Genomic DNA, 26,445 nt, shown 5'->3' with positions numbered 1-26,445 from the left:
TCCTAATTGCACAGTGCTCACTGTTTTTGCAAATGATAATTCTGATTAAGATTCAGTATTTTTCTGATGGTTTAAACTTACGGCAATTCAAAATGAAAATAAAGTATTAATTCATTATTTTCACATATTTATTCACCGCAAATTGAATCCATTGATTATTTTCAGCGTGGAGCGCGAATTATATGCCATCACATAGTAAAAACCGAAGCTGATTTATTAGACGATTAGAAAGTAAAAAGCCCACTCACTAATCAATAGTGAATGGGCTTTGCATAATCATGTCTGTTTACTGGCCTTCAACCTTTCGCTAAAGGCTAGTTCACTAACTCATTGTTAGCATTACTTTTGGCTATTCAGAGCACGGATACGGCTTGATAGAGAGTAAAGACGGATGAAGCCTTCAGCGTGGCTTTGGTCGTAAACTTCATCTTCACCAAAGGTTGCAAACTCTTCTGAGTACAGGCTGTTGTCAGAACGCTTCTGAGTCACCGTTGCATGGCCTTTGTAAAGTTTGATAACCACTTCACCATTCACGTCTTGTGCTAGCTCTTCTGTCGCTGCAAGGATTGACTTACACAGTGGAGTGAACCAACGACCGTCGTATACAAGGTGAGAAGCTTTAACACCCAGCTCTTCACGGAATTCGAATGCCGCTTTATCAAGAACCAGTTGCTCTACTGCGCGCAGTGCTTCCATCATGATTGTGCCACCCGGAGTTTCGTAACAACCACGAGACTTCATACCAACAAGACGGTTCTCTACGATATCGATACGACCAACACCGTGCTTAGCGCCTTTCTCATTTAGGTAAACCAGTGCGTTGTATGGCGTCATTGTTTCACCATCTACCGCTACCACTTCGCCTTTTTCAACTTTCAATGTCACTGTTTCAGATTCGTTTGGCGCTTGCTCAGGGTCTACAGTCCAAGCCCAGCAATCTTCGTTAGGTGCATTCCATGTGTTTTCTAGAACGCCGCCTTCTGTTGAGATGTGCCATGCGTTTGCATCACGCGAGTAAATCTTAGTAAGAGAAGCCGTACAAGGGATGTTACGCTCAGCCAGGTAATCTAGACACTCTTCACGACTCACTAGATCCCATTCACGCCATGGTGCAATTACGTGTAGATCAGGTGCTAGTGCAGCAAATGCGCCTTCAAAACGAACTTGGTCATTACCTTTACCAGTACAGCCGTGACACAGTGCGTCTGCACCTACTTTACGTGCGACTTCAACCTGTGCTTTCGCGATGATTGGACGCGCCATCGACGTACCTAGTAGGTATTTACCTTCGTAGTAAGCGCCCGTTTTCAGCGTTGGGTAGATGTAGTCAGCAACCATCTCTTCTTTAAGGTCTGCGATGTAACACTCAGATGCACCAGAAGCTTTTGCTTTCTCTTCGATACCAATCAACTCTTCGTCGCCTTGACCAACATCCGCAACAAACGCAACCACTTCACAGTCATAGTTCTCTTTCAACCATGGAATGATTACTGATGTGTCTAGACCGCCAGAGTAGGCTACTACAACTTTCTTTACGTTAACTTTGCTCATTTTCTTTCTCCTAGTTTCCATACTGCACATGGCGGTCAGCGTTGGAAATGACTTCATAATTATATGTTTATTTAATTTGTCTAAATTCTTTAAGTAGTGACTCGTTGTGAGACCTACTGAGGTAAAAACTGTGTTCCTATGCTTTTACCTGAAAACAGTTGTGTTAGCTTTTCTGGGTATCGCCAAGTGGCAACTTCGATTGGTCGTCCAAGGTCGTTAGCGGCTTCTAGTGCAGCTTGAACCTTAACGATCATGCCGTCGGTAATCACTTTGCCGGCAATAAGGTCATCGGCTTGCTGTTGATTAAGACTTGGAATGAGGTGGCCTTTGCCATCCAACACACCACTTACATCAGAAAGCAGTACCAGTTCAGCATCAAGTGCGCCCGCAACGGCAACCGCAGCTTGGTCGGCATTGACGTTCATCAGTTGACCTTGCTCAGTAAGACCAATTGAGCTAATGATTGGCAGTGCGCCCGCATTAAGAATCGCTTGCAGAACGGTTGAGTCGCCCGGCTCCGCTTTTCCTACCGCCCCCAGTTCAGGGTTCAGTTCGCTCACTTTGCATAAACCACCGTCTGCTAGGCTTAAACCAACGGCATTGATACCGTCTTTAATTGCCTGACCTTGAAGTAATTTATTCGCCGTGCCCGCTAATGCACCAGCGATCACTGGGATCTGATCATAAGGAGTAACACGTAGCCCTTCTTTCTTAACGGTTTCTAGATTCAACTTATTCATCAAATCATCAACAAGGTAACCGCCACCGTGAACAATCACGATTGGTCGTTGTGCCTGTTGTTGGTAAGCAGAGATAGCACCAAATAACTTGCTAAGTGTTTCACCACAAGATAGCGCTGCGCCACCTAACTTTATGATTAATGGTTGATTATTAAGGCTCATATCTAGATTTCCTTACACTAACGCAGTTAATGGCGCAAAACCATAACGTAAATTTAAACACTGCATCGCTTGGCTAGATGCACCCTTTAATAAGTTATCAATCGCTGAAACAACGATGATGTGTTGACCTTGAACCTTCCAACCTAAGTCGCAGAAAGGTGTCTGTTCTACATCTTGAATTCTTGGCAGTGTCTCTTCGAGTAGTCTCACTGCTGGTTTACCTTGGTAAGCTTGTTCAAAGGCATCTTGTATCTGTTGTTCTGTCACGCCTTCAGCCAGTTTCATGGTGATGGTCGCTAAAATACCGCGCTTAAAGTTGCCGAGGTGTGGAGTGAAAATCACATCACATCCTAAATGTGCAGCCATTTCAGGTTGATGACGGTGATTGAAGACGCCATAAGCTTGCAGGCTTACTTCGCAGAAGCTGTTAACCATCGTCGCCTTGCGGCCTGCACCAGTCACACCGCTAGTCGCGTTAATCACTGGCCATTGGGTTTCATCCAGTAACTTGGCCTCAACCAAAGGTTTAATCGCCAGTTGTGATGCCGTTGGGTAACAACCCGCGACAGCGACAAGCTGAGCTTCTTTAATTTCTTGTTCGTTCCATTCCGCTAAACCGTAAGCCGCTTTGTCTAGCCATTGTTCGTGTTGATGTTCAAAACCGTAAAACTCTTGATAGAAGTTTTCGCCTTTAACTCTGAATGCTCCCGATAGGTCGAAGACTTGGCAATCGTTCTCTAGAAAGATTGGCGCTAGGTCGTGACTAACCTCGTGTGCCGTTGCTAAGAAAATCACATCAGACTGTTTAGCTACTTCTTCCGGATTTGTTAAAGGTTGTACTGGCATATCAATCAAACCAGCTAACTTACCGTGCAGTGCCGCAATAGGTTTACCTGCGTCTACACTATTGGCTGAGACATATAAACCTGATAGCGTGAGCTCAGGGTGTCTGTTTATCATTAGAGCCAGTTCTGCTCCTGTGTAGCCGCTTGCGCCAATGATCGTGGTTTTCAACATCTCAACACATCCATTTTTGAGGTAAGTTACATTTCAAATTTGACTATTCATACTTGATTTTTAGCTTTATTTGATTTCTTATGCATTAAATATGATTTAATATGTGTTTTACCGACTTATGGTTTTCCTGTCAATAGTAGAAGTGAAGTTATTATGCAATTACCGAGTTTTCTTGAGGTCTACAAAGGCCTAATTTCCACAGACTCTATTAGCTCGACCGATCCAAGCTGGGATCATGGCAACGAGAAAGTGATCGAAAAAATGGCTCAATGGTTTAAAGACGTAGGCTTTAGCGTTGAAGTCGTGGAAGTCGAACCCGGCAAGCATAATATGGTCGCTAAGATGGGATCGGGCGAAGGTGGCTTGCTACTCGCAGGACACAGCGACACAGTGCCATTTGATGAAGGACGTTGGAACTTCGACCCTCACGCACTAACAGAACACAACAATCGCTTCTATGGATTAGGCACAGCCGATATGAAAGGCTTTTTCGCTTTCGTTTATGAAGCGGCAAAGAAGATGGATTGGAGCAAACAGACCAAGCCGCTATATGTATTGGCAACCTGTGACGAAGAGACCACCATGCTGGGTGCGCGTCATTTCACTGAAAATGCACCGTTTAAACCGGATTACTGCATTATTGGTGAGCCAACCAGCCTTGTGCCGATTCGTGGCCATAAAGGCCATGTTGCTAACGCTGTGCGAGTAACGGGTAAATCAGGTCACTCTTCTGATCCTGCATTAGGTGTCAACGCCATCGAGATCATGCATGAAGTGTTGTTCGCTTTAATGCAACTGCGTGACAAGCTAGTCAAAGAGTATCACCACCCGGGTTTCGCAATTCCAAGCCCCACTCTAAACCTTGGCCATATTCACGGTGGCGACAGCGCGAACCGTATCTGTGGTTGCTGTGAGCTGCACTACGATGTACGTCCTTTACCGGGTATCAGCTTAGATGGTTTGGATAACATGCTGCGCAGCGCACTCAAAGAAGTAGAAGCAAAATGGCCGGGCAGAATTGAGATTACGCCACTGCACGAACCTATCCCGGGTTACGAGTGCCAACATGACCATCCATTTATCGGTGGCATGGAATCAGTTTGCGAAACTGAATCACAAACCGTGAACTACTGTACAGAAGCACCTTTCCTTCAAGAACTTTGCCCAACCTTAGTGCTGGGTCCAGGCTCAATCGACCAAGCTCACCAACCAGATGAGTTCCTAAGCTTCGATTTTATCGATCCAACGATTGATGTTCTGAGTAAGTCGATCCGCAAATATTGTTTCTAGTTATTACTTTTCTTCCAATATTTTCGTATAAAAGCTACCCGAAAAGGTGGCTTTTATTCTGTTATCCCAGACACAGCCTGATCTTGTAATTAAATTTCACTTTAATTCCGAACTATTGGGAAATTTACTTCTCCCGCATTTCGAAAACTAATAATTGCAAACTTAGAATGCTTTATTTGACTAGATACAGCACTTTTCGCTAGATTGTGTACTTAACAAGGAACAATGGATGTAATTTTTTTACGAGGCAGGATGACAATGAACGAGAAATACGCCGCTCTCAAGAGTAACGTAAGCATGCTGGGACGCTTGCTAGGTAACACAATCCAAGATGCACATGGTGACGTTATCTTAGAGAAAGTGGAGACTATCCGTAAACTTTCCAAATCCGCCCGCGCAGGCAACAAAGCTGACCGTGACAGCCTAGTTGAAGAAATCAAAAACCTGCCGAACGAACAACTCACTCCTGTTGCTCGTGCATTTAACCAATTTCTCAACCTCACCAACATGGCAGAGCAGTACCACACCATCTCTCGCCACTGTGAGGAGCATGTTTGCGAACCAGACGTGCTGCAATCTCTATTTTCCAAATTAAACCAGAATGACATCAGCAAGCTAGATGCGGCTCAAGCCGTTCGCGACCTGAACATTGAACTCGTTCTGACTGCACACCCAACAGAAATCACTCGTCGCACCATGATCAACAAATTGGTTAAGATCAACGAGTGTCTGTCTAAATTAGAATTAAGCGACCTATCACACAAAGAGCGCGTGAAAACAGAACGTCGCCTAGAGCAACTTATCGCTCAAGGTTGGCACTCAGATGTGATTCGTCAGCAACGCCCTACGCCACTTGATGAAGCGAAATGGGGCTTTGCGGTTGTTGAAAACTCACTTTGGGAAGCTGTACCAGATTTCCTACGTGAAATGGACGGCCGACTAAAAGGCTACCTTGGTGAAGGTCTACCAATTGATGCGCGCCCGGTACACTTCTCATCTTGGATGGGCGGTGATCGCGATGGTAACCCATTCGTAACGCACACCATCACCAAAGAAGTACTGCGCCTATCTCGCTGGAAAGCCGCTGACCTTTACCTAGGTGACGTAAACGAGCTGATTACCGAACTATCGATGACTAAGTGTAATGATGCCGTTCGTGAACTAGCGGGTGATGAGCATGAAGCTTACCGAGCAATCCTAAAGAGCCTACGTACTCTGCTGAACAACACGTTAGAAGTGCTCGATGCAAAACTGCATGATGCTGAAGTACCGAAGAAAGAAACACTACAGAACATCGAGCAACTTTGGACACCGCTTTACGCGTGTTACCAATCGCTGCACGAATGTGGCATGGGCGTAATCGCAGACGGTTCTCTACTTGATACCTTGCGCCGCCTAAAAGCATTCGGTGTACACCTAGTGCGTCTCGATGTTCGTCAAGAAAGTACACGTCACTCAGATGTGCTGTCTGAACTGACTCGCTACCTAGGCATTGGCGACTACGACCAGTGGAGCGAGCAAGACAAGATTGCTTTCTTAACCAATGAATTAAGCTCTAAGCGCCCACTACTTCCTCGTGATTGGGAGCCATCTGAACAGGTTAAAGAGGTTTTAGACACCTGTAAGGTCATCGCTGCTCAACCTCGTGAAGCCTTCGGCGCTTACGTGATTTCTATGGCTCGTACTGCATCGGATGTACTGGCTGTTCACTTGCTGCTGCAAGAGTGTGGTTGCCCGTATCGCATGGACGTGTGTCCACTGTTCGAAACGCTAGACGACTTGAACAACTCAGAAGCAGTGATGAAACAGCTAATGAGCATCGACTTGTACCGTGGCTTTATCCAGAATCACCAAATGGTGATGATCGGATACTCTGACTCAGCGAAAGATGCGGGCGTAATGTCTGCAGGTTGGGCTCAATACGATGCAATGGACAAACTGGTTAAGGTTTGTGATGAAGAAGGCATTGAACTGACTCTATTCCACGGTCGTGGCGGTACGGTTGGTCGTGGTGGTGCTCCGGCGCACGCTGCTCTTCTTTCTCAGCCACCTAAGAGCTTGAAAGGCGGTTTACGTGTAACAGAGCAAGGCGAAATGATCCGCTTTAAACTTGGCTTACCAGACGTTGCTGTAAACAGCTTCAACCTTTACGCAAGCGCGATTCTAGAGGCGAACCTTCTGCCGCCACCTGAGCCAAAACAAGAGTGGCGCGACCTAATGGAAGTGCTATCTCAAGTATCTTGTGAGGCTTACCGCAACGTGGTTCGTGGCGAAGAGAAATTCGTACCTTACTTCCGTCAAGCGACACCTGAACTGGAGCTAGGTAAACTGCCTCTTGGCTCTCGCCCTGCGAAACGTAACCCGAACGGCGGCGTAGAAAGCCTACGTGCGATTCCATGGATCTTCTCTTGGAGCCAAAACCGTTTGGTACTGCCTGCATGGTTAGGCGCTGGTGAAGCGATTCAGTACTCTGTAGATCAAGGCCATCAAGCCCTGCTCGAAGAGATGTGTCGCGAGTGGCCGTTCTTCTCTACCCGTCTCGGTATGTTGGAAATGGTGTACTCGAAGTGCAACATGGAAATCGCTAAGTACTACGACCAACGCCTTGTTGACGAAGAGCTATTACCATTAGGTGAGTTACTGCGTGAACAGCTGCAAAAAGACATCAAAGCCGTGCTAAATGTTGAGAACAACGAGAACCTAATGCAGAGCGACCCTTGGGGACTTGAGTCAATCCGCCTACGTAACATCTACGTTGAGCCACTAAACATGCTTCAAGCTGAACTGCTTTACCGTACTCGTAAGTGTGAAACACCACCAGCAGAGCTTGAAGAAGCGCTAATGGTGACGATTGCAGGCATTGCAGCAGGTATGCGAAACACTGGTTAATTAGTGATTCCTACTATAACCTGATCAGCATTTATATCTAAAAAAAGAACAAAAGGTCGCCACGTGCGACCTTTTTATTTTGCAAGATAACCACTAATAAGTATTTTGTCAGTTTTTTGGGTTATTTTGTCCATGTATTCTACTTTATGCTTATTATTTAGATATACTACTGCTCCGCTGCGGAAGCACTCCAAAAAAATAATCTGCAGCAACTTGACCAATAAACTGGTCAACCTAGGTGATAAACGGCTTTGTAAGGTGACATAACCAACCGATGAGTTGGTGCTACTTAGACATAACCAATATAACGTGCCATTAGAAGCACACTTGTTGTTTAAGTATTTGTTTACTGTTTACCATTTGGATTTCAGACATGTCATTACCACACGTAATTCTAACCGTTTTAAGTACACGCGATGCTACTGGTTACGATATCACAAAAGAATTCTCCGCAAGCATTGGTTACTTCTGGAAAGCTAGCCATCAACAAGTTTACCGCGAGCTAAATAAAATGGCTCAGAACGACCAGGTAACTTGCGTGCTTGAGCCTCAAGAAGGCAAACCTGATCGTAAAGTTTACTCTATCACTGATGCTGGCCGTGGCGCGCTAGGTGAATGGTTTGAACAACCAACTGCACACCCAACCGTTCGTGACGAGTTCTCAGCTAAGCTAATGGCTTGTGCTGTACAACCTTCTGACGCTTACCGTGTACAACTTGCTGAGCTAGTAGAAGAGTCTCGCAAACTGGTTTCTCACTACCGTGAAATCGAAGCAGCTTACTACGCAACGCCATCAACACTAGACAAGCAAGCACGCCTTGAGCGTCTAACACTTCGTCGTAACCTACTTATCCGTGAAGCATGGATTGTATGGGCTGAAGAAGTACTGCTTGAACTTGGCGCTCTAGCTTAAGTTAAGCTAGAAGCTAGAAGCTAGAAAAGCAAAAGGCTTGAACTCTATGAGTCTAAGCCTTTTTTGTATCTATAGGATTTGAAATGTTACTGCCAGAGGCTTTTTACAAGTGCTTAGGCTTTACTTCTTAGACTTTGCTTAAAGCGCAGCGACTTGTGGACGAACACCTAGCGTATGGCAAAGTGCGTAAGTCATTTCTGCACGATTTAGCGTGTAGAAGTGGAAATCTTTCACACCTTCACGGCTCAGCGTACGAACCATATCAATCGCTTGGCTAGCACCTACTAACTGACGAGTGGTTGGATCATCATCCAAACCTTCGAACTGCTTCGCCATCCAGCCAGGTACTTTTACGTTGTTCATCGCTGCAAAGCGAGATGCTTGCTTGAAGTTAGAAACCGGTAAGATGCCCGGTACAATCTCAACATCCACACCAGCCGCAACACAACGGTCACGGAAACGTAGGTAGCTTTCTACATCAAAGAAGAACTGAGTGATTGCACGGTTAGCACCCGCATCCACTTTACGCTTAAGGTTAATAAGGTCAGATTGAGCGCTTTTTGCTTCAGGGTGAACCTCAGGGAATGCCGCTACTGAGATATCAAAATCGTGGCGAGATTTAAGTAGCTCAACCAAATCACATGCGTACATCTCTGGCGCGCCGCCGCCTGCTGGAATGTCACCACGCAGCGCAACAATACTCTCGATACCATTTGCCCAGTAATCGTCGGCAATTTGAATCAGCTCTTCGCGACTCGCATCAATACACGTTAAGTGCGGTGCAGCCACTAGGCCAGTTTGGTTTTTAATTTCTTTAATGATTGAGTGGGTACGGTCACGTTCGCCCGAGTTTGCACCGTAAGTTACCGATACAAATTTTGGTTGAAGTGTTTTAAGACGGTGAACAGAGTTCCACAGGGTCTCTTCCATCTTCTCACTGCTCGGTGGAAAAAACTCAAATGACACATTGATGTTGTCAGAAAGCTCAGCGATATTCTGATTTAAAGCGTCGATATGACTAGCGTGTGTGTATCCCATCTTACTCTCCCTGTGGCAAAAGCAACCACTAAAAACTCAAATCCTTAAACGACGTTTAGACGTCTATATGTCTGTAGAATGTATTGAATACGATTTAATGTCAACAGATCCATTATGAATTTTTCTCAAGTAGATCGTGAGTAAAACTCAAGTCGTTAGATGGGTCGCAAAGCAGAAATAATGTAGAAAAAAGGCTGAAAAACACATCGTGCTTTCAGCCTTATTTATCTTAGTGAATAGTATGCCATTTACGTACTAAAACAATTGATCTGAGTTTCAAACCAACCGATATGAGTATCAGAACAGACTAGACATTCTGTTTAGATCAGATTGAATTGCACCTGCCGTTACTTCACGACCGGCACCTGGGCCACGAATAACCAACGGATTATCTTTGTACCATTTGCTCTCAATCGCAAAGATGTTATCGCAAGGCAGCAAGTTCGCTAGAGCGTGTTCTTTAGATAGGGCTTCAACACCTACGGTTGCCTTACCATTCTTCTCTAAACGCGCTACGTAACGCAGAACCTTCTGTTGAGAGTGCGCTTTCTCTAAGCGCTCCGCCAACTCTTCGCTTAGCACAGAAGCCTTATCAAAGAAGTCATCTACCGACAGGTCTTGCAACTCTTCAGGTACCAGTGATTCCACTTTTACGTTTTCAGGTTCGATATCCAAACCAGATTCACGCGCCAGAATCACCAGCTTACGCATCACGTCTGAGCCATCTAGGTCAGCACGAGGGTCAGGTTCCGTAAGGCCTTGTTGCCATGCTAAGTCAACCAACTCGCTGAACGGCACGGTGCCATCAAACTGTTGGAACAACCAAGACAACGTGCCCGAGAAAATGCCAGACAACGCAATGATGTCATCGCCACTTTCACGTAGGTCACGTACCGTGTGGTTAATCGGCAATCCAGCACCCACTGTCGCGTTGTACAACCAATGACGGCTGATCTTAGCGAAAGCATCTTGTACTTGATGGTAATACTCGCTCGATGCAGAACCTGCCACCTTGTTCGCCGAGATTAGGTGAATACCTTGTTGTGCGATTTGCAGATACTTTGCTGCAAGCACTGGGCTCGCAGTCACATCCAGAACCACTGCTTCGTCATAACCTTGAATAGAGCCCAAACGCTCTAACCAGTCGTTACCATTGTTAGCAATAGCTTCGTCGTCAAAGCGCTTACCTACCGAAGTCGCATCAATGCCTTGATCGTCGAACCAATAGGTTTGGCTATCAACCACGGCAACCAATTCAAAGTTCATTCCACGGCGCTTTTCAAGTTCCGCTTTTTGCTCAGCAAACAGGCTTAACCAGCTTGAACCAATGTTGCCCTTACCACACAAGGCAATCGCAACACGCTTCTGCGCTTGGAACAATTGAGAGTGAATGCCTTTCACTAGGCTTGATGTTTCACTCTTACGAATCACAGCCACCAAGCTTAAGCCAGAGTTCGCTTCTGAGATGAACTCAACCGGCGAGCTCTTAAGCTGCTGGTAGAAACCGTAGCAATGGTTCGGGTTCTTAGTCACACCTGCACCCACTGCAGCAATCAGAGAGAAACCTTCTTTTAGCTTAATTTCCGCTTCAATCGCATGGTCTTGGAGATATTCTAATGCACCACCAGCGATCTCTTCTGTGTAGGCAAGACGCAAACAGTGTTGATCCGGTTCAAGCTCATAAGCAAGCGGCTCAAGTTGAGCACGCTTAAGCCCTTCAAGCACTTCACTCTCTAGACGGTCGAAATCATGGCCGTGACCAAAGGTCAGTTGCACGATAAGCACTTCATCCAAAGAGGTAATGATTTTTGCGCCACGACCCGATGCCAGTACACGCTCGATCTGTGTAGAGCCCGCCTCCGGCTGATAGCTGCAGCGTAAGCTGAGATCCATAGCACTTTGAGCCACAGGCTGTAGCGTTCGGCTGTGAAGCACTGGAGCGGCAAGACGAGCCAATTCGCTGGCTTCATCAAGGCGAAGTAGAGGCAATAGACACGCATCTGAAACCAGACGAGGGTCAGCGCTGTAAACGCCTGCCACATCACTCCAAATCGTCACGCGTTCAACTTCAGCCAAAGCACCAATCACGGTTGCTGAGTAATCCGAACCGTTACGGCCAAGCAATACCGTTTCACCCTCGCAGTTCTGAGCCATAAAGCCCGTAATCACCACGCGGCAATGTGCATGCTGCGCCAAGGCTTCTTTGATCAGAGGGTAAGAACGTGCGCGGTCGACTTCAGGCTGAGCGCCCACTTCTGCACGTAAAAAAGCACGCGCATCTTGAGCAACGGCTTGTAAATCATGCTGGCACAACAAAGCCGCGAGTAGACGTGAAGACCAAACCTCACCGTGTCCAAGCACTTTTGCTTTTTGTGCTTCGCTCAAGGGAGCCGTTAGCTCACCCAAAGCGGTAAATTCTTGTTGAATGGTTGAAGTAAGTTGTGCGGCTGATTCACCCTCAAGCAGTGCTTCAATCAGATCGAGTTGGAACTGACGAAGTGCTTGTAGGCATTCATGGGCAATACGACCATCTTTGTCGAGCGCTTCAACAAATTCAATCAAACGGTTGGTTGTTTTGCCTGCTGCCGATACCACCACCAAATCAGATGCTGATGAGTATTCTCTAAGAATGTTGACCACGCGTTGGTAACATTCAGGATTCGCTAAACTGCTGCCACCAAATTTATGTAGCTGGCGAAAGGTTGCCATTATTAACCCTCCCCTTCAGCGATAAAGCGCTGTGTTCTTTCAAACGCTTGCTTGAGGTCATCGATTAGGTCTTCTGCATCTTCAAGGCCAACAGATAGACGCAGTAGTTGCTGAGAAACACCCGCTTCTGCTAAGGCTTCTTCACCCATCGCGCGGTGAGTCATCGACGCAGGGTGACAAATCAGACTTTCAACACCGCCCAATGATTCTGCCAAAGAGAACAGCTCTAACTTATCAACAAAGTATTTAAGCGCCTCGAATGAGCCCGCAAACTCAAAGCTGAGCATGGAACCAAAGCCCGATTGCTGTTTCTTCGCGATATCATGACCCGGATGTTCAGGAAGGCTTGGGTGGTAAATAGTGCCGACGAGATCTTGTTGCTGTAGAGACGCCAGAATTTCACGTGAACTCTCTTCGTGAACACGCATACGCGCACCTAGCGTACGAATACCACGTAAAGTCATGTAGCTATCAAATGGTGTGCCGGTCGCACCAATACAGTTGCCCCACCATGCTAACTCTTCAGCGTGTTCTTCTGTCTTAGTGACCACAACGCCACCAATAACATCTGAGTGTCCATTGATGTACTTAGTGGTTGAGTGGATAACAAAATCAGCACCCAGCTCTAAAGGCTTTTGGAACACAGGTGTCAAAAACGTGTTGTCGACAGCAACCAGAGCACCAACCTCTTTCGCTTTACGGCAAGTTTCTGCAATATCAACCACGCGAACCAGTGGATTCGATGGGGTTTCAATTAAGATCAACTTTGGCTTAAGCGCGAGCGCCGCATCCAGCGCTGCTTGATCCGATTGATCAACGAACAGAACTTTGAAGTCACCTTTTAGCGAGCGAGTGTTAAACAGACGGTAAGTACCGCCGTAGCAATCGTGCGGTGCAATAATAAGATCATCGCCGCCTAAGAAAGCCGAAACCCATAAGTTAAGCGCCGAAGTACCACAGTTAGTCACAACCGCGCCTTTGCCTGATTCAAGCTCAAACAGTGCCGTCTCTAATAAACCGCGGTTTGGGTTACCAGAACGGGTGTAATCGTACTTTGGCACTTCACCAAAAGCGGGAAACCCATAGTTAGTCGAAAGATAAATGGGTGGGACAACGGCATGGTGTTGCGTGTCTGACTCGATACCAGTACGTACTGCGATTGTTGCTGGCTTCCGGCTGCTCATAGGTGCTTCCTTACAAGTTTTGCGTCTGAGAATCACAGCGGCTTGTCGGCATTTTGCGGCTGTGTTAGATATATGTTATTCACTTTACTTTCATAAACGTGAGACGTCAACACTTCTAGACGTCTATATGTCTTTGCTTATGGCAGTAAATCCCGCTAAAATCACCACTATTAATTTATTCTAACAACTAAAGTGATGAAGGTACGCAATGGCCGACTGGAATGGTGAATACATAAGCCCATATGCTGAGCATGGAAAGAAAAGCGAACAAGTAAAGAAAATTACAGTTTCTATCCCTCTAAAAGTGTTAAAGGTTCTTACTGACGAGCGTACTCGCCGCCAGATTAATAACCTACGCCATGCAACAAACAGTGAGCTACTGTGCGAAGCCTTTCTACATGCGTACACAGGCCAACCACTACCAACGGATGAAGACCTTCGTAAAGACCGCCCAGACGATATTCCTGCTGAAGTGAAAAAGCTGATGACAGAGATGGGTATCGAGTTCGAAGCGTTTGACGAAGAATAAAAACAACTCAGTCACTGCCTTCATTATTGATTCGCTCTAGCTGAACCTTATTTATCACATCGCGCATAGCTTTTTATGATTGCGCTGTGAATGATAGACATAAAAAAACCGACTCCAGATGAGTCGGTTTTTTATTATTCTTTTTGGCTCAATAGAGCAACAGCTATTAAGCCATATAGTTAGCAGGCATCTCGATACGAGCTACGCCAGATTCAACAGCCGCTTCCGCAACTGCTCGTGCTACGCGAGGAAGTAGACGTGGGTCCATTGGCTTAGGAATGATGTAACCCTTACCGAACTCCAGTGCAGTCTCGCCCGCAGCTGCTAGTACTTCAGCTGGAACTTCTTCTTTCGCCAGTTCACGAATCGCTTTAACCGCCGCTAGCTTCATTTCGTCATTAATTTCGCTCGCACGCACGTCTAGTGCACCACGGAAAATGAATGGGAAACAAAGTACGTTGTTTACTTGGTTAGGGTAATCACTGCGGCCTGTACCCATGATTAGGTCAGAACGAACTTCGTGTGCAAGCTCAGGCTTGATCTCTGGATCTGGGTTTGAACATGCAAACACAACAGGCTTATCAGCCATCAGCGTTAGTGCTTCAGCAGGCAGTAGATTCGGCCCCGATACACCCAAGAACAGGTCAGCGCCTTCGATAACATCTTCAAGCGTACGCTTATCAGTGTTATTTGCGAACAGCTCTTTGTATTCGTTTAGGTCATCACGACGAGTATGGATCACACCTTTACGGTCAAGCATGTAGATTTTTTCACGCTGAGCGCCACACTTAATCAGTAGTTCCATACAAGCAACCGCCGCTGCGCCAGCACCTAAACAAACGATCTTACACTCTTCAAGTTTCTTACCTTGAAGCTCGATCGCATTCAGCATACCCGCTGCCGTTACAATCGCAGTACCGTGTTGGTCATCGTGGAATACCGGAACATCACAACGTTCAATCAGGCGACGTTCAATCTCAAAACAGTCTGGTGCTTTGATGTCTTCCAGGTTAATACCGCCGAATGTATCTGCGATATTCGCAACTGTATCAACGAACTCATCGATTGTGCGGTGTTTTACTTCAATATCGATAGAATCTAAACCAGCAAAACGCTTAAACAGGAGCGCTTTGCCTTCCATAACAGGTTTAGAAGCAATAGGGCCAAGGTTACCTAGGCCAAGAATCGCTGTACCGTTAGAGATAACTGCAACCATGTTGCCTTTACCTGTGTACTTATAAACGTTATCAACGTTCTGTGCGATCTCGCGAACAGGCTCAGCCACGCCTGGGCTGTATGCAAGTGCTAGGTCTTCTGCAGAGTTTGCAGGCTTCGTCAGTTCTACGGCAATTTTGCCTGGAATTGGGAACTCATGATAATCAAGAGCTTGCTGACGGAATTGTTCTTGAGGTGATAATTCTTGAGAGGATTGATCTTGGCGGCTGTCTTCAGACATAGGTGTAGGTTCCTAGGATATTATTATTTGGGGGATCTTGTTCATGTTAATGGATGTACTTCAAAGTTCCTAGGTGGTAAAAGCCTCTGTCTCATTAAAAAACGAGATTTCACTACTAATAAGACCAGTGAGCAGTTGAAATTACTATCGCTTGTTGAACTTTCGTGCGGATTTACAGTGGTGAGCGATAAGCCAAGAATGACCCGATAATATTCAGTTAAGCGGCTTATTGTTGAAGAGAGTGAAAGCTTGAAGGGAAAGTTTGTATTTTATCGGATTTCAGGCAACAAAAAAGGACACCGAAGTGTCCTCTTTATGTCTAAATAGCGAGAATTACTTCTTGCTAGAAAGAGCACCGAAACGCTTGTTGAAGCGATCAACACGGCCGCCTGTATCTACGATACGTTGCTTACCAGTGTAGAACGGGTGACATTTGTCACATACGTCTAGGTGGATTGATTCTTTTGCTAGCGTTGAGTTGAACTCAAAAGTGTTGCCGCAAGAACAAGTAGCAGTAACTGCTTTGTATTCTGGGTGGATTCCAGCTTTCATGGGATAACCTCAAGTAGGCCGTGTCGCTATACGATTCTAAGCCGCACACCACACGTAGTTTAAAAAAGAAATAAAGACACCGCTCATCACTAAAGCGCGACGAAGCCATACCTTTAAGGCGCAGTATAGTAATGAATCTGTGAAGTAGGATCAACTGATTTGATACATTTTTCGCCAATATCGGCATTATTTCCTTTGCTGACTGTGATTCTTGGCTTGGCCCCAACCTCACCCGCTTCTCTGCCACATCACATTCAAACTGCTTCTCGAATTTAACCGCCTTATCCTTTAGACTGTTCGCTCTCGTCAATTCAGATAAAGCCGTCCCTTTATGCGTCCAATGATTGCCCGTGTGGCGCTGCCTGTTCCACTCGACAAGCAGTTCGATTACAAGATTCCAAACCACCTATTCCCGATTATTGGTGGTCGAGTCTCTGTGCCTTTTGGACGACAAACCTTAACTGGGATTGTCACGGCTCTAGTTAACGAATCAGAATTCGAGTTAGATAAGCTCAAGCCAATAAAAGCGCTATTGGATAACCAACCTGTTTGGCCTGAATCTGTCTACTCACTATTAACCTGGTGCAGTCAGTTCTATCAATACCCACTCGGCGAAACCTTTGCTAATGCGCTACCGAGTGCTTTACGCAAAGGCAAAGCAGCAGACTTCGCAACACTCGTCGAATGGCAGTTAACGCCATCAGGCCGCGACCAACTGATGCAAGGATTTGGTCGCGCCGTTAAGCAAGCCAAAGTGATGCACATGCTTGAGCACGGCCCGGTACCTCATCAAGAGTTCATTGATGAAGAAGTGGCTAGCGCCGTACTCAAGACGCTAGAAGAAAAAGGCTGGATTGAATCGGTTGAGAAAAAGCCGAAGCGCCAACCTTGGCCTGCCGAGCTCGAAAACGACCAAGACAAACCTAAGCTCAATGAAGAGCAAGCCATAGCGATTGCAACAGTAAATAGTCAAAACAACTTTGGTTGCTTCCTTCTCGAAGGTGTCACAGGTTCAGGTAAGACCGAGGTCTACCTGAATATGATTAAGCCGATTCTTGACCAAGGTAAACAAGCGTTAGTGCTAGTGCCAGAGATCGGCCTAACACCGCAAACCATTAACCGCTTTAAGCGACGCTTTAATGTGCCTGTTGAGGTTATCCACTCTGGTTTAAACGATTCAGAGCGACTGAACGCTTGGCTATCGGCTCGCGATAAGATTGCAGGCATTGTGATTGGTACCCGTTCGGCTTTGTTCACACCGTTTGCAGATTTGGGCATTATTATTGTCGATGAAGAGCACGACGCCTCTTACAAACAACAAGATAGCCTGCGCTACCATGCGAGAGATGTGGCGATCATGCGTGCGCACAAAGCGCAGATTCCAGTAGTATTAGGCTCAGCAACGCCAGCCTTCGAAACCCTGCACAACGCTCAGATCGGCAAATACAGTTATCTCACCCTGACTTCACGTGCGGGTGTCGCACTGCCGACCACCAATAAGGTGTTGGATGTTAAAGGTGAATATCTAGAAAGTGGTTTGTCTGCGTCGTTAATTGCAGAGATGCAAAGACACCTCAAAGCTGGCAACCAAGTGATGCTGTTCCTCAATCGTCGAGGGTTTTCTCCGGCATTAATGTGTCACGATTGTGGTTGGACGGCCGAGTGTAAACGTTGCGATGCTTACTACACCTATCACCAATACAGCAATGAGATGCGCTGCCACCACTGTGGTTCTCAGCAGCATATCGTGCACAATTGCCAAGGCTGTGGATCTGCAAACTTAGTGACAGTGGGTGTCGGGACCGAGCAGTTAGAAGCTCAACTTGGTCAACTATTCCCGGAATACAAAACCATTCGTATTGACCGCGACAGCACCCGCCGTAAAGGCAGCTTAGAAAGCGCGCTCGAGTCGATTCGTAAGGGTGAATTCCAAATTCTTATCGGCACGCAGATGCTTGCTAAGGGTCACCATTTCCCTGACGTGACACTTGTGGCGTTATTGGATGTGGATGGCTCTTTATATAGTAGTGACTTCCGTGCCTCTGAACGTCTTGCGCAGCTATTCATCCAAGTAGCGGGACGCGCAGGACGAGCAAGCAAACCCGGTGAAGTGATCTTACAGACTCACCACCCAGAACATGGGTTGTTGCAAGCCTTGCTACACAAAGACTATAACCACTTTGCTCAGACGGCGCTAGCAGAACGTAAGCAGGCAATGTTACCGCCCTATACCTTTATGACGCTGTTTAGAGCAGAAGCCAATGACACTCGCTTGGTGGAAGAGTTCTTGCGTCAGGTTCGTCACACATTGGAATCGCACCCGCTGTTTGACCAATATTGCATGGTGTTAGGGCCAACCCCGGCTCCGTTAGCAAAACGAGCGGGCAAATCTCGCTGGCAGTTAATCTTACAAACTCAGACGCGCTCGTTAATGCAGAAGCTATTAATGAGTGCCAAGCCGGCCATCAATATGTTACCTGCTGCGAAAAAAGTCCGTTGGTCACTCGATATTGAGCCGCAAGATCTGAGCTAAACCCCTTCGGGTTAAAACTAATGATAAGTTTGTTCACAAATATTTCATATTTCTCGTGAGCAAGTTCACACGAGTCATGTGATTTTTGTTAATCTAGCCGTAACTTTACACGGATTAAACGAATAAAATATTGCAATAAAAAAAGTGTTAGCAACACTTTCATAATATCTATTCGATTACATTTATTATTCACGCCTTAGATACTTAGGCGACAAAGGAACTTAAAAGAGGGTTTAATTTATGGCGACAATGAAGGATGTTGCCCAGCTAGCAGGCGTCTCAACAGCCACGGTATCACGTGCATTGATGAACCCTGAGAAAGTCTCAGTTTCGACTCGTAAACGAGTGGAAACAGCAGTACTTGAAGCTGGATACTCACCCAATACATTAGCTAGAAACTTACGTCGCAACGAATCAAAAACCATCATCACTATCGTTCCTGATATCTGTGACCCTTATTTCGCCGAGATCATTCGTGGTATCGAAGATGCCGCAGTAGAAAATGACTACCTTGTCTTACTGGGTGATAGCGGCCAACAAAAGAAGCGTGAGTCTTCGTTTGTTAACTTAGTTTTCACCAAACAAGCTGACGGTATGCTATTGCTTGGCACTGACCATCCATTTGATGTCAGTAAATCTGAACAAAAGAATTTACCACCAATGGTGATGGCGTGTGAGTTTGCCCCTGAGCTTGAACTGCCTACGGTACACATCGATAACCTGACCTCTGCCTTTGAAGCGGTGAACTACCTAGCTCAGTTAGGTCATAAGCGTATTGCTCAAATTTCAGGACCAGTATCGGCAACACTGTGTAAGTTCCGCCAACAAGGCTACCAGCAAGCGCTGCGTCGCGCCGGAGTCTCAATGAATCCAGCCTATAGCACGGTCGGTGACTTCACCTTTGAAGCGGGCGCTCAAGCGGTTCGTCAATTACTGGCACTTCCTGAACAACCTACAGCTATCTTCTGTCACAACGATGCGATGGCGATTGGTGCGATTCAAGAAACGAAGAAGCTGGGCTTGCGCGTTCCTCAAGACCTATCGATTGTCGGCTTCGATGACATCCAATTCGCTCAATACTGCGATCCACCGCTAACCACCATTTCTCAGCCTCGTTATGAGATTGGACGCCAAGCGATGTTGATGATGCTTGATCTATTAAAAGGCAACGATGTGCAAGCAGGTTCGCGTCTGCTTGAAGCTAAATTAGTGGTTCGAGGCAGTACAGCGCCACCTCGAATATAACCCTTAGAAATACCCTTATAAATCTGCGGCACATTTTGATGTGCCGCTTCCATTTCTGCACTATTATCCTCGCGCAATCTGGATTACCATGAGGGCAGAATCAGCAACTATTGAATTGTCTTGTGGCTAATAGAGATTATGTAAAGCGCGGTCGTGGCACGAAAAAACCGACCAAAAAACAAGCCCCTCGCCGTAAACCTTGGCGCAGTGGTCTTTTGGCGATCCTCCTTGCCGGTGGTTTTGGTTACGGACTTTACCTATTGAGTAATGATCCTGAGCCGCCTGCACCAACGCCTGTGGCAACCAAACCAAAACCTAAGCCAAAACCAGCGAAAGTGATTCCGCCGCCTCCTGAAGAGAAGTGGGACTACGTTGAAACGCTGCCAAGCCGCGAGATTGAAGTAAAAGCCAAAGAGCAACAGATCTCTAAGATCCCTTACATCATGCAGTGTGGCGCTTACAAAACCTCGTCGCAGGCAGAAACGCGTAAGTTGGATATTGCCTTCCAAGGTATCTCAAGTGAGATCCGCAAGAAAGATGGCAGTAGCTGGTACCGTGTGGTTTTAGGGCCATACAAGTTGAAGCGTGACGCAGAACGCGATCGCCATAAGCTGCAACGAGCGAAAATTGAACCTTGCGCTATTTGGAAAGACGGGTCTTAATCAACTCAATATATAATAGGGGGAAGAGGATTCCCCCTATTGCTGTTTGAAAGCGTTCAATAGTTCATCGCACAAGCAATACCAGTATGTTAATCAAAAGAGTGCGTTTTAACGAAACTGAGGTACTTGTTCGTAGTACTCAAGCCCAAAGTCAGTCAGGTAGACCTGCTCCTTATTTATCTCGATGTAACCAAAAAAATCCAAGTGCGCTAAAACGTTAGGAAATGGACGTTTAAGAAAAACGTTGACCGAGTTTTTTAGATGTTCTGTTGAACACTCGCCCGCCTCCTGATACATCAGATGATGCAGTATAGACAGCTCATCCAGATCCATATCTCTATTAAAAAAACTGATATTGTCACTATTCATCACACTACTCCTTATGTAGTGAATACCACTGATTAGTGAACATCATTCCTTATAAATCAAACAAAAAGTGTTAACCATTTCACGTTAGAAATTTGTTTTATCTTTTTTTATATTTATCACAAACTATTAACCCACCAACCCTTGCCACACATAGGCTCAACAGGTAATGGATGCTTGAAACAACTGGTAACATTTAGTTTTTTTGATATGACATACCATTAAAAGTGGCACTTGAATTCATGATAGTGGAGCCACATATAAGTAGTAACCATAAATAATAATCAAAAGAGGTCGACTCGTGACTACCATTGTATCTGTACGTCGTAATAATAAAGTCGTCATCGCGGGTGATGGACAAGTATCTCTGGGCAATACAGTAATGAAGGGCAACGCCCGTAAAGTACGTCGCCTATACAACAACAAAGTACTGGCCGGTTTTGCTGGCGGTACGGCTGATGCTTTCACGCTATTCGAAAAATTTGAAAGCAAGCTGCAAATGCACCAAGGCCATCTCACCAAAGCGGCAGTTGAGCTAGCGAAGGATTGGCGTAGCGACCGTGCTCTACGTAAGTTAGAAGCACTGTTAGCAGTAGCGGATGAGACCGCTTCACTGATCATCACAGGTAACGGTGACGTAGTTCAACCTGAGAACGACCTGATTGCGATCGGTTCGGGCGGAAACTTCGCTCAAGCAGCCGCTACTGCACTATTAGAAAATACTGATTTAGATGCGCGTGAAATCGCAGAAAAGTCGCTGAACATTGCAGGCGACATCTGTGTCTTCACCAACCATCACCACACTATTGAAGAACTAGAAAGCACCGTTGAGCTGCCAAAGCCAGAGTAACGACCGCTTCCATCAATAACGTTGTATTCAACAGTGATTAAAGAATTAAGGAAAAACCATGTCTGAGATGACTCCTCGCGAAATTGTTCACGAACTCAATCGCCACATTATCGGCCAAGACAACGCTAAGCGCTCAGTGGCTATCGCTCTTCGTAACCGCTGGCGCCGTATGCAGCTTGAAGAAAGCCTACGTGTTGAAGTATCGCCAAAAAACATCCTGATGATTGGCCCAACGGGTGTAGGTAAAACTGAAATCGCTCGCCGCCTAGCGAAATTAGCAAACGCGCCTTTCATCAAGGTAGAAGCGACTAAGTTCACCGAAGTGGGTTACGTTGGTAAAGAAGTTGAAACCATCATCCGTGATCTAACGGACGTTGCGATCAAGATGACGCACCAACAAGCGATGGAAAAAGTACAATACCGCGCTGAAGAACAAGCTGAAGAACGCATTCTTGATGCCCTTCTACCACCAGCGCGTGATGCTTGGGGTCAGAACGAGCAATCAACTGAAGAGACAACCTCTTCAAACACTCGTCAGATTTTCCGCAAGAAACTGCGTGAAGGTAAGCTAGATGACAAAGAGATTGAAGTTGATGTAGCCGCACCGCAAATGGGCGTTGAAATCATGTCACCTCCAGGCATGGAAGAGATGACAAACCAGCTGCAAGGCATGTTCCAAAACCTAGCGGGCGACACCAAGAAAAAGCGTAAGATGAAAATCAAAGACGCATTCAAAGCACTGACGGAAGAAGAAGCTGCGAAGCTTGTGAACCAAGAAGAGCTGAAAGAGAACGCGATCTTCAACGCTGAAAACAACGGCATCGTATTCATCGATGAGATCGACAAAATCTGTAAGCGTGGCGACAGTTCAGGCCCAGATGTATCTCGCGAAGGTGTTCAGCGTGACCTACTGCCTCTTATCGAAGGCAGCACAGTATCAACCAAGCACGGTATGGTTAAAACTGACCACATCTTGTTTATCACATCAGGCGCATTCCAAGTGGCTAAGCCATCTGACCTGATCCCTGAGCTACAAGGTCGTCTACCAATCCGCGTAGAACTTGAAGCACTATCAGCACATGACTTCAAACGCATCCTAACTGAGCCAAAAGCATCTCTAACAGAGCAATACATTGCCCTAATGAAAACAGAAGATGTCAACATTGAGTTCACTGAAGATGGCATCAACCAGATTGCGGACGCAGCATGGCGCGTAAACGAAACCACTGAGAACATCGGTGCGCGTCGTCTACACACAGTGATGGAGCGTCTAATGGATGAGATTTCATTCGAAGCAACAGACAAAGCTGGCAGCAAGCTAGTGATTGATGAAGCTTACGTAACATCGAAACTTGGCGAATTCGTTGAAGACGAAGACCTAAGCCGCTTCATCCTGTAGCACACCAAACTCTAACTTATTGCTCTATCTCAAAGAAATAGCAGCTAATAAGCGAATTCAAGGCCCACTTTCGAGTGGGCTTTTTATTACCCGAAAAATGGGCGTATACTCAAATCACAGTATGAAACGAAGACTTACAAAGAATTAGACCTACGATGAAACAATCTCTACTGATCTGGCTTGATGCCGCACGACCAAAAACTCTGCCTCTCGCACTTGTCTCTATTCTTACAGGAAGTAGTTTAGCGTTCGCCGGTGGTCAGTTTTCTTTATCGATAGCCCTACTGGCATTTTTAACCGCCACCCTATTACAGATTTTATCGAACCTAGCCAATGACTATGGCGACGCCGTAAAAGGCACAGACAACGAAAATCGTCTGGGGCCAACACGTGCCATGCAATCTGGCGCGGTAACAGCGAAAACCATGAAGCAAGCGATCATCCTCAACATCGTGTTTACTATGGTCGCTGGGCTGATTCTTATTTTTCATGCCTTAACCTCGATTGAAAGTATCTTATCTTTCATTGCGTTAGGCATATTAGCCATTGTTGCTGCCATCGCTTATACCGTCGGTAATAAGCCTTATGGCTATATTGGCCTTGGCGACTTATCGGTATTTATCTTCTTCGGTTTATTAGGTGTTTCAGGGACTTACTTCTTGCACACTGGCCATGTTGAACCAAGCCTATTCCTTCCGGCATTGGGCTGTGGCTTGATGGCGGTTGCGGTACTCAATATCAACAACATGCGTGATATCGAAAACGACAGCGAATGTGGTAAGCGCACCATGGCGGTTCGCCTAGGACAACGCAAAGCCAAACACTATCATTTTGCTCTGCTTGGCCTCGCCCTTGCGTCTTTCGCTATCTACCTGCTTATTCAAGAAAAGCCGGTCTGGATCAGCCTGCCGTTTTTGCTGAGCATTATTATTGTTTACAAGCATGGCAAAGCCGTTTGGGAAACCGAAAAGCCAGCGCAAATTGCACCAATGATGCCCGTGATTGTGAAATGCTCACTGGTCACTAACCTATTGTTTGCAGGGGTTGTCGTAGCTCAAACTCTATTGAGTTAAATGAGACTAATCATTGCAAAGGGATCAAGCGCCGATATACTCAAAGTAAGCTCATTGTTCAAAAGGTATACTAATGGAATACAACACTTCAGCACTGTGCGACATATATTTGGATCAAGTTGATGTCGTGGAGCCAATGTTCAGCAACTTCGGTGGACGTGCATCCTTCGCAGGACAGATCACGACATTAAAGTGTTTTGAAGACAACGCTTTGATTCGCTCTGTACTAGAGCAAGACGGTCTGGGGCGTGTGTTGTTAATCGATGGGGGCGGCTCACTACGTAAAGCGCTGATCGATGCTGAGATAGCCCTACTTGCCGAAGACAATGAGTGGGAAGGGATTGTGGTTTACGGGTGCGTTCGTGAAGTCGATGAGCTTGAAGACATGAACCTAGGTATCCAAGCCTTGGCTTCTATCCCTGTTGGTGCGAGCCAAGAAGGTGTCGGTGAATTAGACGTTCCAGTGAACTTTGGCAGCGTGACCTTCTTACCTGAAGATTACCTCTACGCAGACAACACTGGCATCATTCTTTCTGCCGAACCTCTAGATGTAGAACTCGATTTGGATGTCGAGGAAGAAGAGGTCGAGTAACTCTCACTCAGCTTCAAATAATAAAACAAATCATAAGAACACAAACAAAAACGCCCGCTACTGAGTAGCGGGCGTTTTTTTAAATCTGAAGAGTCGATTACTCTACTTCATCCATTTTACCAAGAAGGTTACGGATGCGATCTTGCCATGCTGAATGCTCTTCCTGCATTTGCTGAGTTTTTTGCTCTAGCTCGTGACGGCTTGCTTTAAGCTCACCAGCTTCTGTTGCTAGTGCTTGTTTCTCTTCTTTAAGCTCTTCCACTTCCATTTGAAGAAGTGCAATTGTATCTACTGCTGTTTGAATTTTTGCTTCTAGCTGCTCTAGTACTTCAAAAGACATTCTGGCCTACCTTTAAGTTATCCGTTTGATGGTGAAGGTTCACTCCACTTATTTCCCCATTCTACTCAGCAGAGCAAGGATAAACACTCAATATATTCGATATTTTGCGCCATTCGATGAAAAAAACAGCGCTTTTTACCGAATATTGACGTGAACGATTACCGCCACAACGGCAAACCGATTATTTTGATGAATAATAACTGTTTTCCACTGCGAATTGATCGAGAGCAATCTCCAAAAAACAAAAAGGCAAACGTTTCCTTTTGGATATGGTAAAATTCGCCGCGAAATTTCTATTCCCCCTTTGAAAATTTTGGAGTCCGCATGAAACGCGATTTAGCAATGTCATTCTCTCGTGTCACAGAAGGTGCAGCACTAGCTGGTTACAAGTGGCTTGGCCGTGGCGATAAAAACGCTGCAGATGGCGCTGCTGTAGAAGTAATGCGTAGCCTATTAAACAAAACCGAAATTAGCGGTGAGATTGTTATCGGCGAAGGTGAAATCGATGATGCACCTATGCTATACATCGGCGAAAACGTAGGTGTGGGCGGCGACGCTGTCGACATCGCAGTTGACCCAATTGAAGGGACACGCATGACAGCAATGGGCCAATCAAATGCATTGGCTGTATTGGCTGCGGGCGAAAAAGGCAGCTTCCTTAAAGCGCCTGATATGTACATGGAAAAGTTGGTTGTTGGCCCTGGCGCTAAAGGCGTGATTGACCTAGAACTGCCACTAACAGAAAACCTAGAAAACATCGCTAAAGCACTAGGTAAAACACTTGATACTCTAGTCGTAACCACGCTTGCTAAGCCTCGTCATGATCAAGTCATCGCCGACATGCAAGCAATGGGCGTTCGTGTATTTGCTGTTCCAGACGGTGATGTTGCGGCTTCTATCTTAACCTGTATGCCAGACAGTGAAGTAGACGTCATGTACTGCATCGGCGGCGCACCTGAAGGTGTGGTCTCGGCGGCGGTAATTCGCGCACTCGACGGCGACATGCACGGTCGTCTTCTACCTCGCCACGAAGTGAAAGGCGACACAGAAGAGAACCGCAAGCACGGTGAACTTGAACTTGAGCGCTGCGCAGAAATGGGCGTAACGGCGGGTATCGTATTGAAGATGGAAGACATGGCACGCAGCGACAACGTTGTATTCTCAGCAACAGGCATCACTAAGGGTGACTTGCTAGAAGGTATTTCTCGTCAAGGTAATATCGCAACCACAGAAACCCTGCTTATCCGTGGCCGCTGCCGTACAATTCGCCGCATCAAATCTATCCACTACCTAGAGCGTAAAGATCCAGAAGTAGTAGGTCATATCCTGTAAGCCTAAATTCGGTGAAACAGAAT

Annotated in this window: 22 protein-coding genes; 12 read left to right on the top strand and 10 right to left on the bottom strand. The window is 46.1% G+C overall.

Features of this window, described 5'->3' with window-relative positions:
* Positions 1-339: 339 nt before the first annotated feature.
* The 3 genes from AB6D58_RS07840 to argC all read right to left on the bottom strand — a co-directional run bounded on the left by AB6D58_RS07840 (position 340) and on the right by argC (position 3,470).
* Complete coding sequence (locus AB6D58_RS07840) at positions 340-1,551, bottom strand: argininosuccinate synthase (RefSeq protein WP_017061137.1); 1,212 nt, start codon at positions 1,549-1,551, stop codon at positions 340-342.
* A gap of 113 nt (positions 1,552-1,664) precedes the next feature.
* Positions 1,665-2,453 (bottom strand): acetylglutamate kinase, encoded by a 789-nt coding sequence (argB, locus tag AB6D58_RS07835; protein ID WP_017063686.1) that lies wholly within the window; start codon positions 2,451-2,453, stop codon positions 1,665-1,667.
* Positions 2,454-2,465: 12 nt separating this feature from the next.
* Complete coding sequence (argC, locus tag AB6D58_RS07830) at positions 2,466-3,470, bottom strand: N-acetyl-gamma-glutamyl-phosphate reductase (RefSeq protein WP_372111368.1); 1,005 nt, start codon at positions 3,468-3,470, stop codon at positions 2,466-2,468.
* Between the two features lie 153 nt (positions 3,471-3,623).
* Here argC and argE point away from each other — a divergent pair, with 153 nt between their 5' ends.
* The 3 genes from argE (at position 3,624) to AB6D58_RS07815 (ending at position 8,562) form a co-directional block, all read left to right on the top strand.
* Positions 3,624-4,760 carry an acetylornithine deacetylase gene (gene argE / locus AB6D58_RS07825; RefSeq protein WP_009848891.1) on the top strand — a complete coding sequence of 379 codons (1,137 nt, stop codon included), beginning with the start codon at positions 3,624-3,626 and terminating at the stop codon, positions 4,758-4,760.
* A gap of 252 nt (positions 4,761-5,012) precedes the next feature.
* Positions 5,013-7,649, top strand: a complete 2,637-nt coding sequence (ppc, locus tag AB6D58_RS07820; protein ID WP_372111371.1) for a phosphoenolpyruvate carboxylase — start codon at positions 5,013-5,015, stop codon at positions 7,647-7,649.
* Positions 7,650-8,022: 373 nt separating this feature from the next.
* Positions 8,023-8,562, top strand: coding sequence for a PadR family transcriptional regulator (locus AB6D58_RS07815; RefSeq protein WP_017061141.1), 540 nt, complete (start codon positions 8,023-8,025; stop codon positions 8,560-8,562).
* Positions 8,563-8,700: 138 nt separating this feature from the next.
* On the opposite strand, the gene metF is transcribed toward AB6D58_RS07815, so the two are convergent.
* The 3 genes from metF to AB6D58_RS07800 all read right to left on the bottom strand — a co-directional run bounded on the left by metF (position 8,701) and on the right by AB6D58_RS07800 (position 13,493).
* Positions 8,701-9,600: a methylenetetrahydrofolate reductase gene (gene metF, locus AB6D58_RS07810; RefSeq protein WP_229647419.1), complete on the bottom strand. Its 900-nt coding sequence runs from the start codon at positions 9,598-9,600 to the stop codon at positions 8,701-8,703.
* 297 nt (positions 9,601-9,897) lie between these two features.
* The gene (locus AB6D58_RS07805; protein WP_372122100.1) at positions 9,898-12,309 is read right to left on the bottom strand and encodes a bifunctional aspartate kinase/homoserine dehydrogenase II; all 2,412 of its coding nucleotides are present in this window, start codon (positions 12,307-12,309) and stop codon (positions 9,898-9,900) included.
* Between the two features lie 2 nt (positions 12,310-12,311).
* On the bottom strand, positions 12,312-13,493 hold the full coding sequence (locus tag AB6D58_RS07800; RefSeq protein ID WP_017063681.1) for an O-succinylhomoserine (thiol)-lyase: 1,182 nt from the start codon (positions 13,491-13,493) through the stop codon (positions 12,312-12,314).
* 208 nt (positions 13,494-13,701) lie between these two features.
* On the opposite strand from AB6D58_RS07800, the gene metJ reads away from it, so the two are divergent.
* Complete coding sequence (metJ, locus tag AB6D58_RS07795; RefSeq protein ID WP_004415993.1) at positions 13,702-14,022, top strand: met regulon transcriptional regulator MetJ; 321 nt, start codon at positions 13,702-13,704, stop codon at positions 14,020-14,022.
* 166 nt (positions 14,023-14,188) lie between these two features.
* Here metJ and AB6D58_RS07790 read toward each other — a convergent pair whose 3' ends face one another.
* Positions 14,189-15,478, bottom strand: a complete 1,290-nt coding sequence (locus tag AB6D58_RS07790; protein ID WP_372131954.1) for a malic enzyme-like NAD(P)-binding protein — start codon at positions 15,476-15,478, stop codon at positions 14,189-14,191.
* A 333-nt stretch (positions 15,479-15,811) separates the two neighbouring features.
* Positions 15,812-16,030 (bottom strand): 50S ribosomal protein L31, encoded by a 219-nt coding sequence (gene rpmE, locus AB6D58_RS07785; RefSeq protein ID WP_004737142.1) that lies wholly within the window; start codon positions 16,028-16,030, stop codon positions 15,812-15,814.
* 331 nt (positions 16,031-16,361) lie between these two features.
* Between rpmE and priA the strand changes: the two genes are divergently transcribed.
* The 3 genes from priA (at position 16,362) to AB6D58_RS07770 (ending at position 20,470) form a co-directional block, all read left to right on the top strand.
* Entirely contained in the window at positions 16,362-18,563 is a 2,202-nt protein-coding gene (gene priA / locus AB6D58_RS07780) for a primosomal protein N' (RefSeq protein WP_372131952.1), read from the top strand.
* A 240-nt stretch (positions 18,564-18,803) separates the two neighbouring features.
* Positions 18,804-19,808: a DNA-binding transcriptional regulator CytR gene (cytR, locus tag AB6D58_RS07775; RefSeq protein ID WP_102393044.1), complete on the top strand. Its 1,005-nt coding sequence runs from the start codon at positions 18,804-18,806 to the stop codon at positions 19,806-19,808.
* A 122-nt stretch (positions 19,809-19,930) separates the two neighbouring features.
* On the top strand, positions 19,931-20,470 hold the full coding sequence (locus AB6D58_RS07770; protein ID WP_372131950.1) for an SPOR domain-containing protein: 540 nt from the start codon (positions 19,931-19,933) through the stop codon (positions 20,468-20,470).
* A 108-nt stretch (positions 20,471-20,578) separates the two neighbouring features.
* Here AB6D58_RS07770 and AB6D58_RS07765 read toward each other — a convergent pair whose 3' ends face one another.
* Entirely contained in the window at positions 20,579-20,839 is a 261-nt protein-coding gene (locus AB6D58_RS07765) for a hypothetical protein (RefSeq protein ID WP_017061149.1), read from the bottom strand.
* Positions 20,840-21,137: 298 nt separating this feature from the next.
* Here AB6D58_RS07765 and hslV point away from each other — a divergent pair, with 298 nt between their 5' ends.
* The 4 genes from hslV to rraA all read left to right on the top strand — a co-directional run bounded on the left by hslV (position 21,138) and on the right by rraA (position 24,750).
* Positions 21,138-21,686, top strand: a complete 549-nt coding sequence (gene hslV / locus AB6D58_RS07760) for an ATP-dependent protease subunit HslV (RefSeq protein ID WP_004729692.1) — start codon at positions 21,138-21,140, stop codon at positions 21,684-21,686.
* 58 nt (positions 21,687-21,744) lie between these two features.
* Positions 21,745-23,085 carry an HslU--HslV peptidase ATPase subunit gene (gene hslU / locus AB6D58_RS07755; protein WP_137001064.1) on the top strand — a complete coding sequence of 447 codons (1,341 nt, stop codon included), beginning with the start codon at positions 21,745-21,747 and terminating at the stop codon, positions 23,083-23,085.
* A gap of 155 nt (positions 23,086-23,240) precedes the next feature.
* Positions 23,241-24,158 carry a 1,4-dihydroxy-2-naphthoate polyprenyltransferase gene (locus AB6D58_RS07750; protein WP_017061151.1) on the top strand — a complete coding sequence of 306 codons (918 nt, stop codon included), beginning with the start codon at positions 23,241-23,243 and terminating at the stop codon, positions 24,156-24,158.
* Between the two features lie 73 nt (positions 24,159-24,231).
* Positions 24,232-24,750, top strand: coding sequence for a ribonuclease E activity regulator RraA (rraA, locus tag AB6D58_RS07745; protein ID WP_017071322.1), 519 nt, complete (start codon positions 24,232-24,234; stop codon positions 24,748-24,750).
* A 97-nt stretch (positions 24,751-24,847) separates the two neighbouring features.
* Here the strand turns inward: rraA and zapB are convergent, their stop codons facing one another.
* Positions 24,848-25,090 carry a cell division protein ZapB gene (zapB, locus tag AB6D58_RS07740; RefSeq protein ID WP_008219652.1) on the bottom strand — a complete coding sequence of 81 codons (243 nt, stop codon included), beginning with the start codon at positions 25,088-25,090 and terminating at the stop codon, positions 24,848-24,850.
* A 324-nt stretch (positions 25,091-25,414) separates the two neighbouring features.
* Between zapB and glpX the strand changes: the two genes are divergently transcribed.
* The gene (glpX, locus tag AB6D58_RS07735; RefSeq protein WP_017061153.1) at positions 25,415-26,422 is read left to right on the top strand and encodes a class II fructose-bisphosphatase; all 1,008 of its coding nucleotides are present in this window, start codon (positions 25,415-25,417) and stop codon (positions 26,420-26,422) included.
* Positions 26,423-26,445 lie beyond the last annotated feature (23 nt).

The sequence above is a fragment of the Vibrio sp. 10N.239.312.D08 genome, assembly GCF_041466145.1.
Lineage (GTDB): Bacteria > Pseudomonadota > Gammaproteobacteria > Enterobacterales > Vibrionaceae > Vibrio > Vibrio crassostreae_C.
The sequence above is the reverse complement of the archived record's forward strand: the minus strand, read 5'-3'. Positions and strand labels throughout refer to the sequence as shown.

Excerpts from the sequence above, each read along its gene's own strand:
- argB (WP_017063686.1), bottom strand. The coding sequence starts at position 2,453 with ATGAGCCTTAATAATCAACCATTAATCATAAAGTTAGGTGGCGCAGCG.
- priA (WP_372131952.1), top strand. The coding sequence starts at position 16,362 with ATGCGTCCAATGATTGCCCGTGTGGCGCTGCCTGTTCCACTCGACAAG.
- AB6D58_RS07840 (WP_017061137.1), bottom strand. The coding sequence starts at position 1,551 with ATGAGCAAAGTTAACGTAAAGAAAGTTGTAGTAGCCTACTCTGGCGGT.
- glpX (WP_017061153.1), top strand. The coding sequence starts at position 25,415 with ATGAAACGCGATTTAGCAATGTCATTCTCTCGTGTCACAGAAGGTGCA.
- AB6D58_RS07800 (WP_017063681.1), bottom strand. The coding sequence starts at position 13,493 with ATGAGCAGCCGGAAGCCAGCAACAATCGCAGTACGTACTGGTATCGAG.
- argC (WP_372111368.1), bottom strand. The coding sequence starts at position 3,470 with ATGTTGAAAACCACGATCATTGGCGCAAGCGGCTACACAGGAGCAGAA.
- ppc (WP_372111371.1), top strand. The coding sequence starts at position 5,013 with ATGACAATGAACGAGAAATACGCCGCTCTCAAGAGTAACGTAAGCATG.
- metF (WP_229647419.1), bottom strand. The coding sequence starts at position 9,600 with ATGGGATACACACACGCTAGTCATATCGACGCTTTAAATCAGAATATC.
- argE (WP_009848891.1), top strand. The coding sequence starts at position 3,624 with ATGCAATTACCGAGTTTTCTTGAGGTCTACAAAGGCCTAATTTCCACA.
- AB6D58_RS07805 (WP_372122100.1), bottom strand. The coding sequence starts at position 12,309 with ATGGCAACCTTTCGCCAGCTACATAAATTTGGTGGCAGCAGTTTAGCG.
- AB6D58_RS07765 (WP_017061149.1), bottom strand. The coding sequence starts at position 20,839 with ATGAATAGTGACAATATCAGTTTTTTTAATAGAGATATGGATCTGGAT.
- AB6D58_RS07815 (WP_017061141.1), top strand. The coding sequence starts at position 8,023 with ATGTCATTACCACACGTAATTCTAACCGTTTTAAGTACACGCGATGCT.
- AB6D58_RS07750 (WP_017061151.1), top strand. The coding sequence starts at position 23,241 with ATGAAACAATCTCTACTGATCTGGCTTGATGCCGCACGACCAAAAACT.
- metJ (WP_004415993.1), top strand. The coding sequence starts at position 13,702 with ATGGCCGACTGGAATGGTGAATACATAAGCCCATATGCTGAGCATGGA.
- AB6D58_RS07790 (WP_372131954.1), bottom strand. The coding sequence starts at position 15,478 with ATGTCTGAAGACAGCCGCCAAGATCAATCCTCTCAAGAATTATCACCT.
- rraA (WP_017071322.1), top strand. The coding sequence starts at position 24,232 with ATGGAATACAACACTTCAGCACTGTGCGACATATATTTGGATCAAGTT.
- zapB (WP_008219652.1), bottom strand. The coding sequence starts at position 25,090 with ATGTCTTTTGAAGTACTAGAGCAGCTAGAAGCAAAAATTCAAACAGCA.
- hslU (WP_137001064.1), top strand. The coding sequence starts at position 21,745 with ATGTCTGAGATGACTCCTCGCGAAATTGTTCACGAACTCAATCGCCAC.
- rpmE (WP_004737142.1), bottom strand. The coding sequence starts at position 16,030 with ATGAAAGCTGGAATCCACCCAGAATACAAAGCAGTTACTGCTACTTGT.
- cytR (WP_102393044.1), top strand. The coding sequence starts at position 18,804 with ATGGCGACAATGAAGGATGTTGCCCAGCTAGCAGGCGTCTCAACAGCC.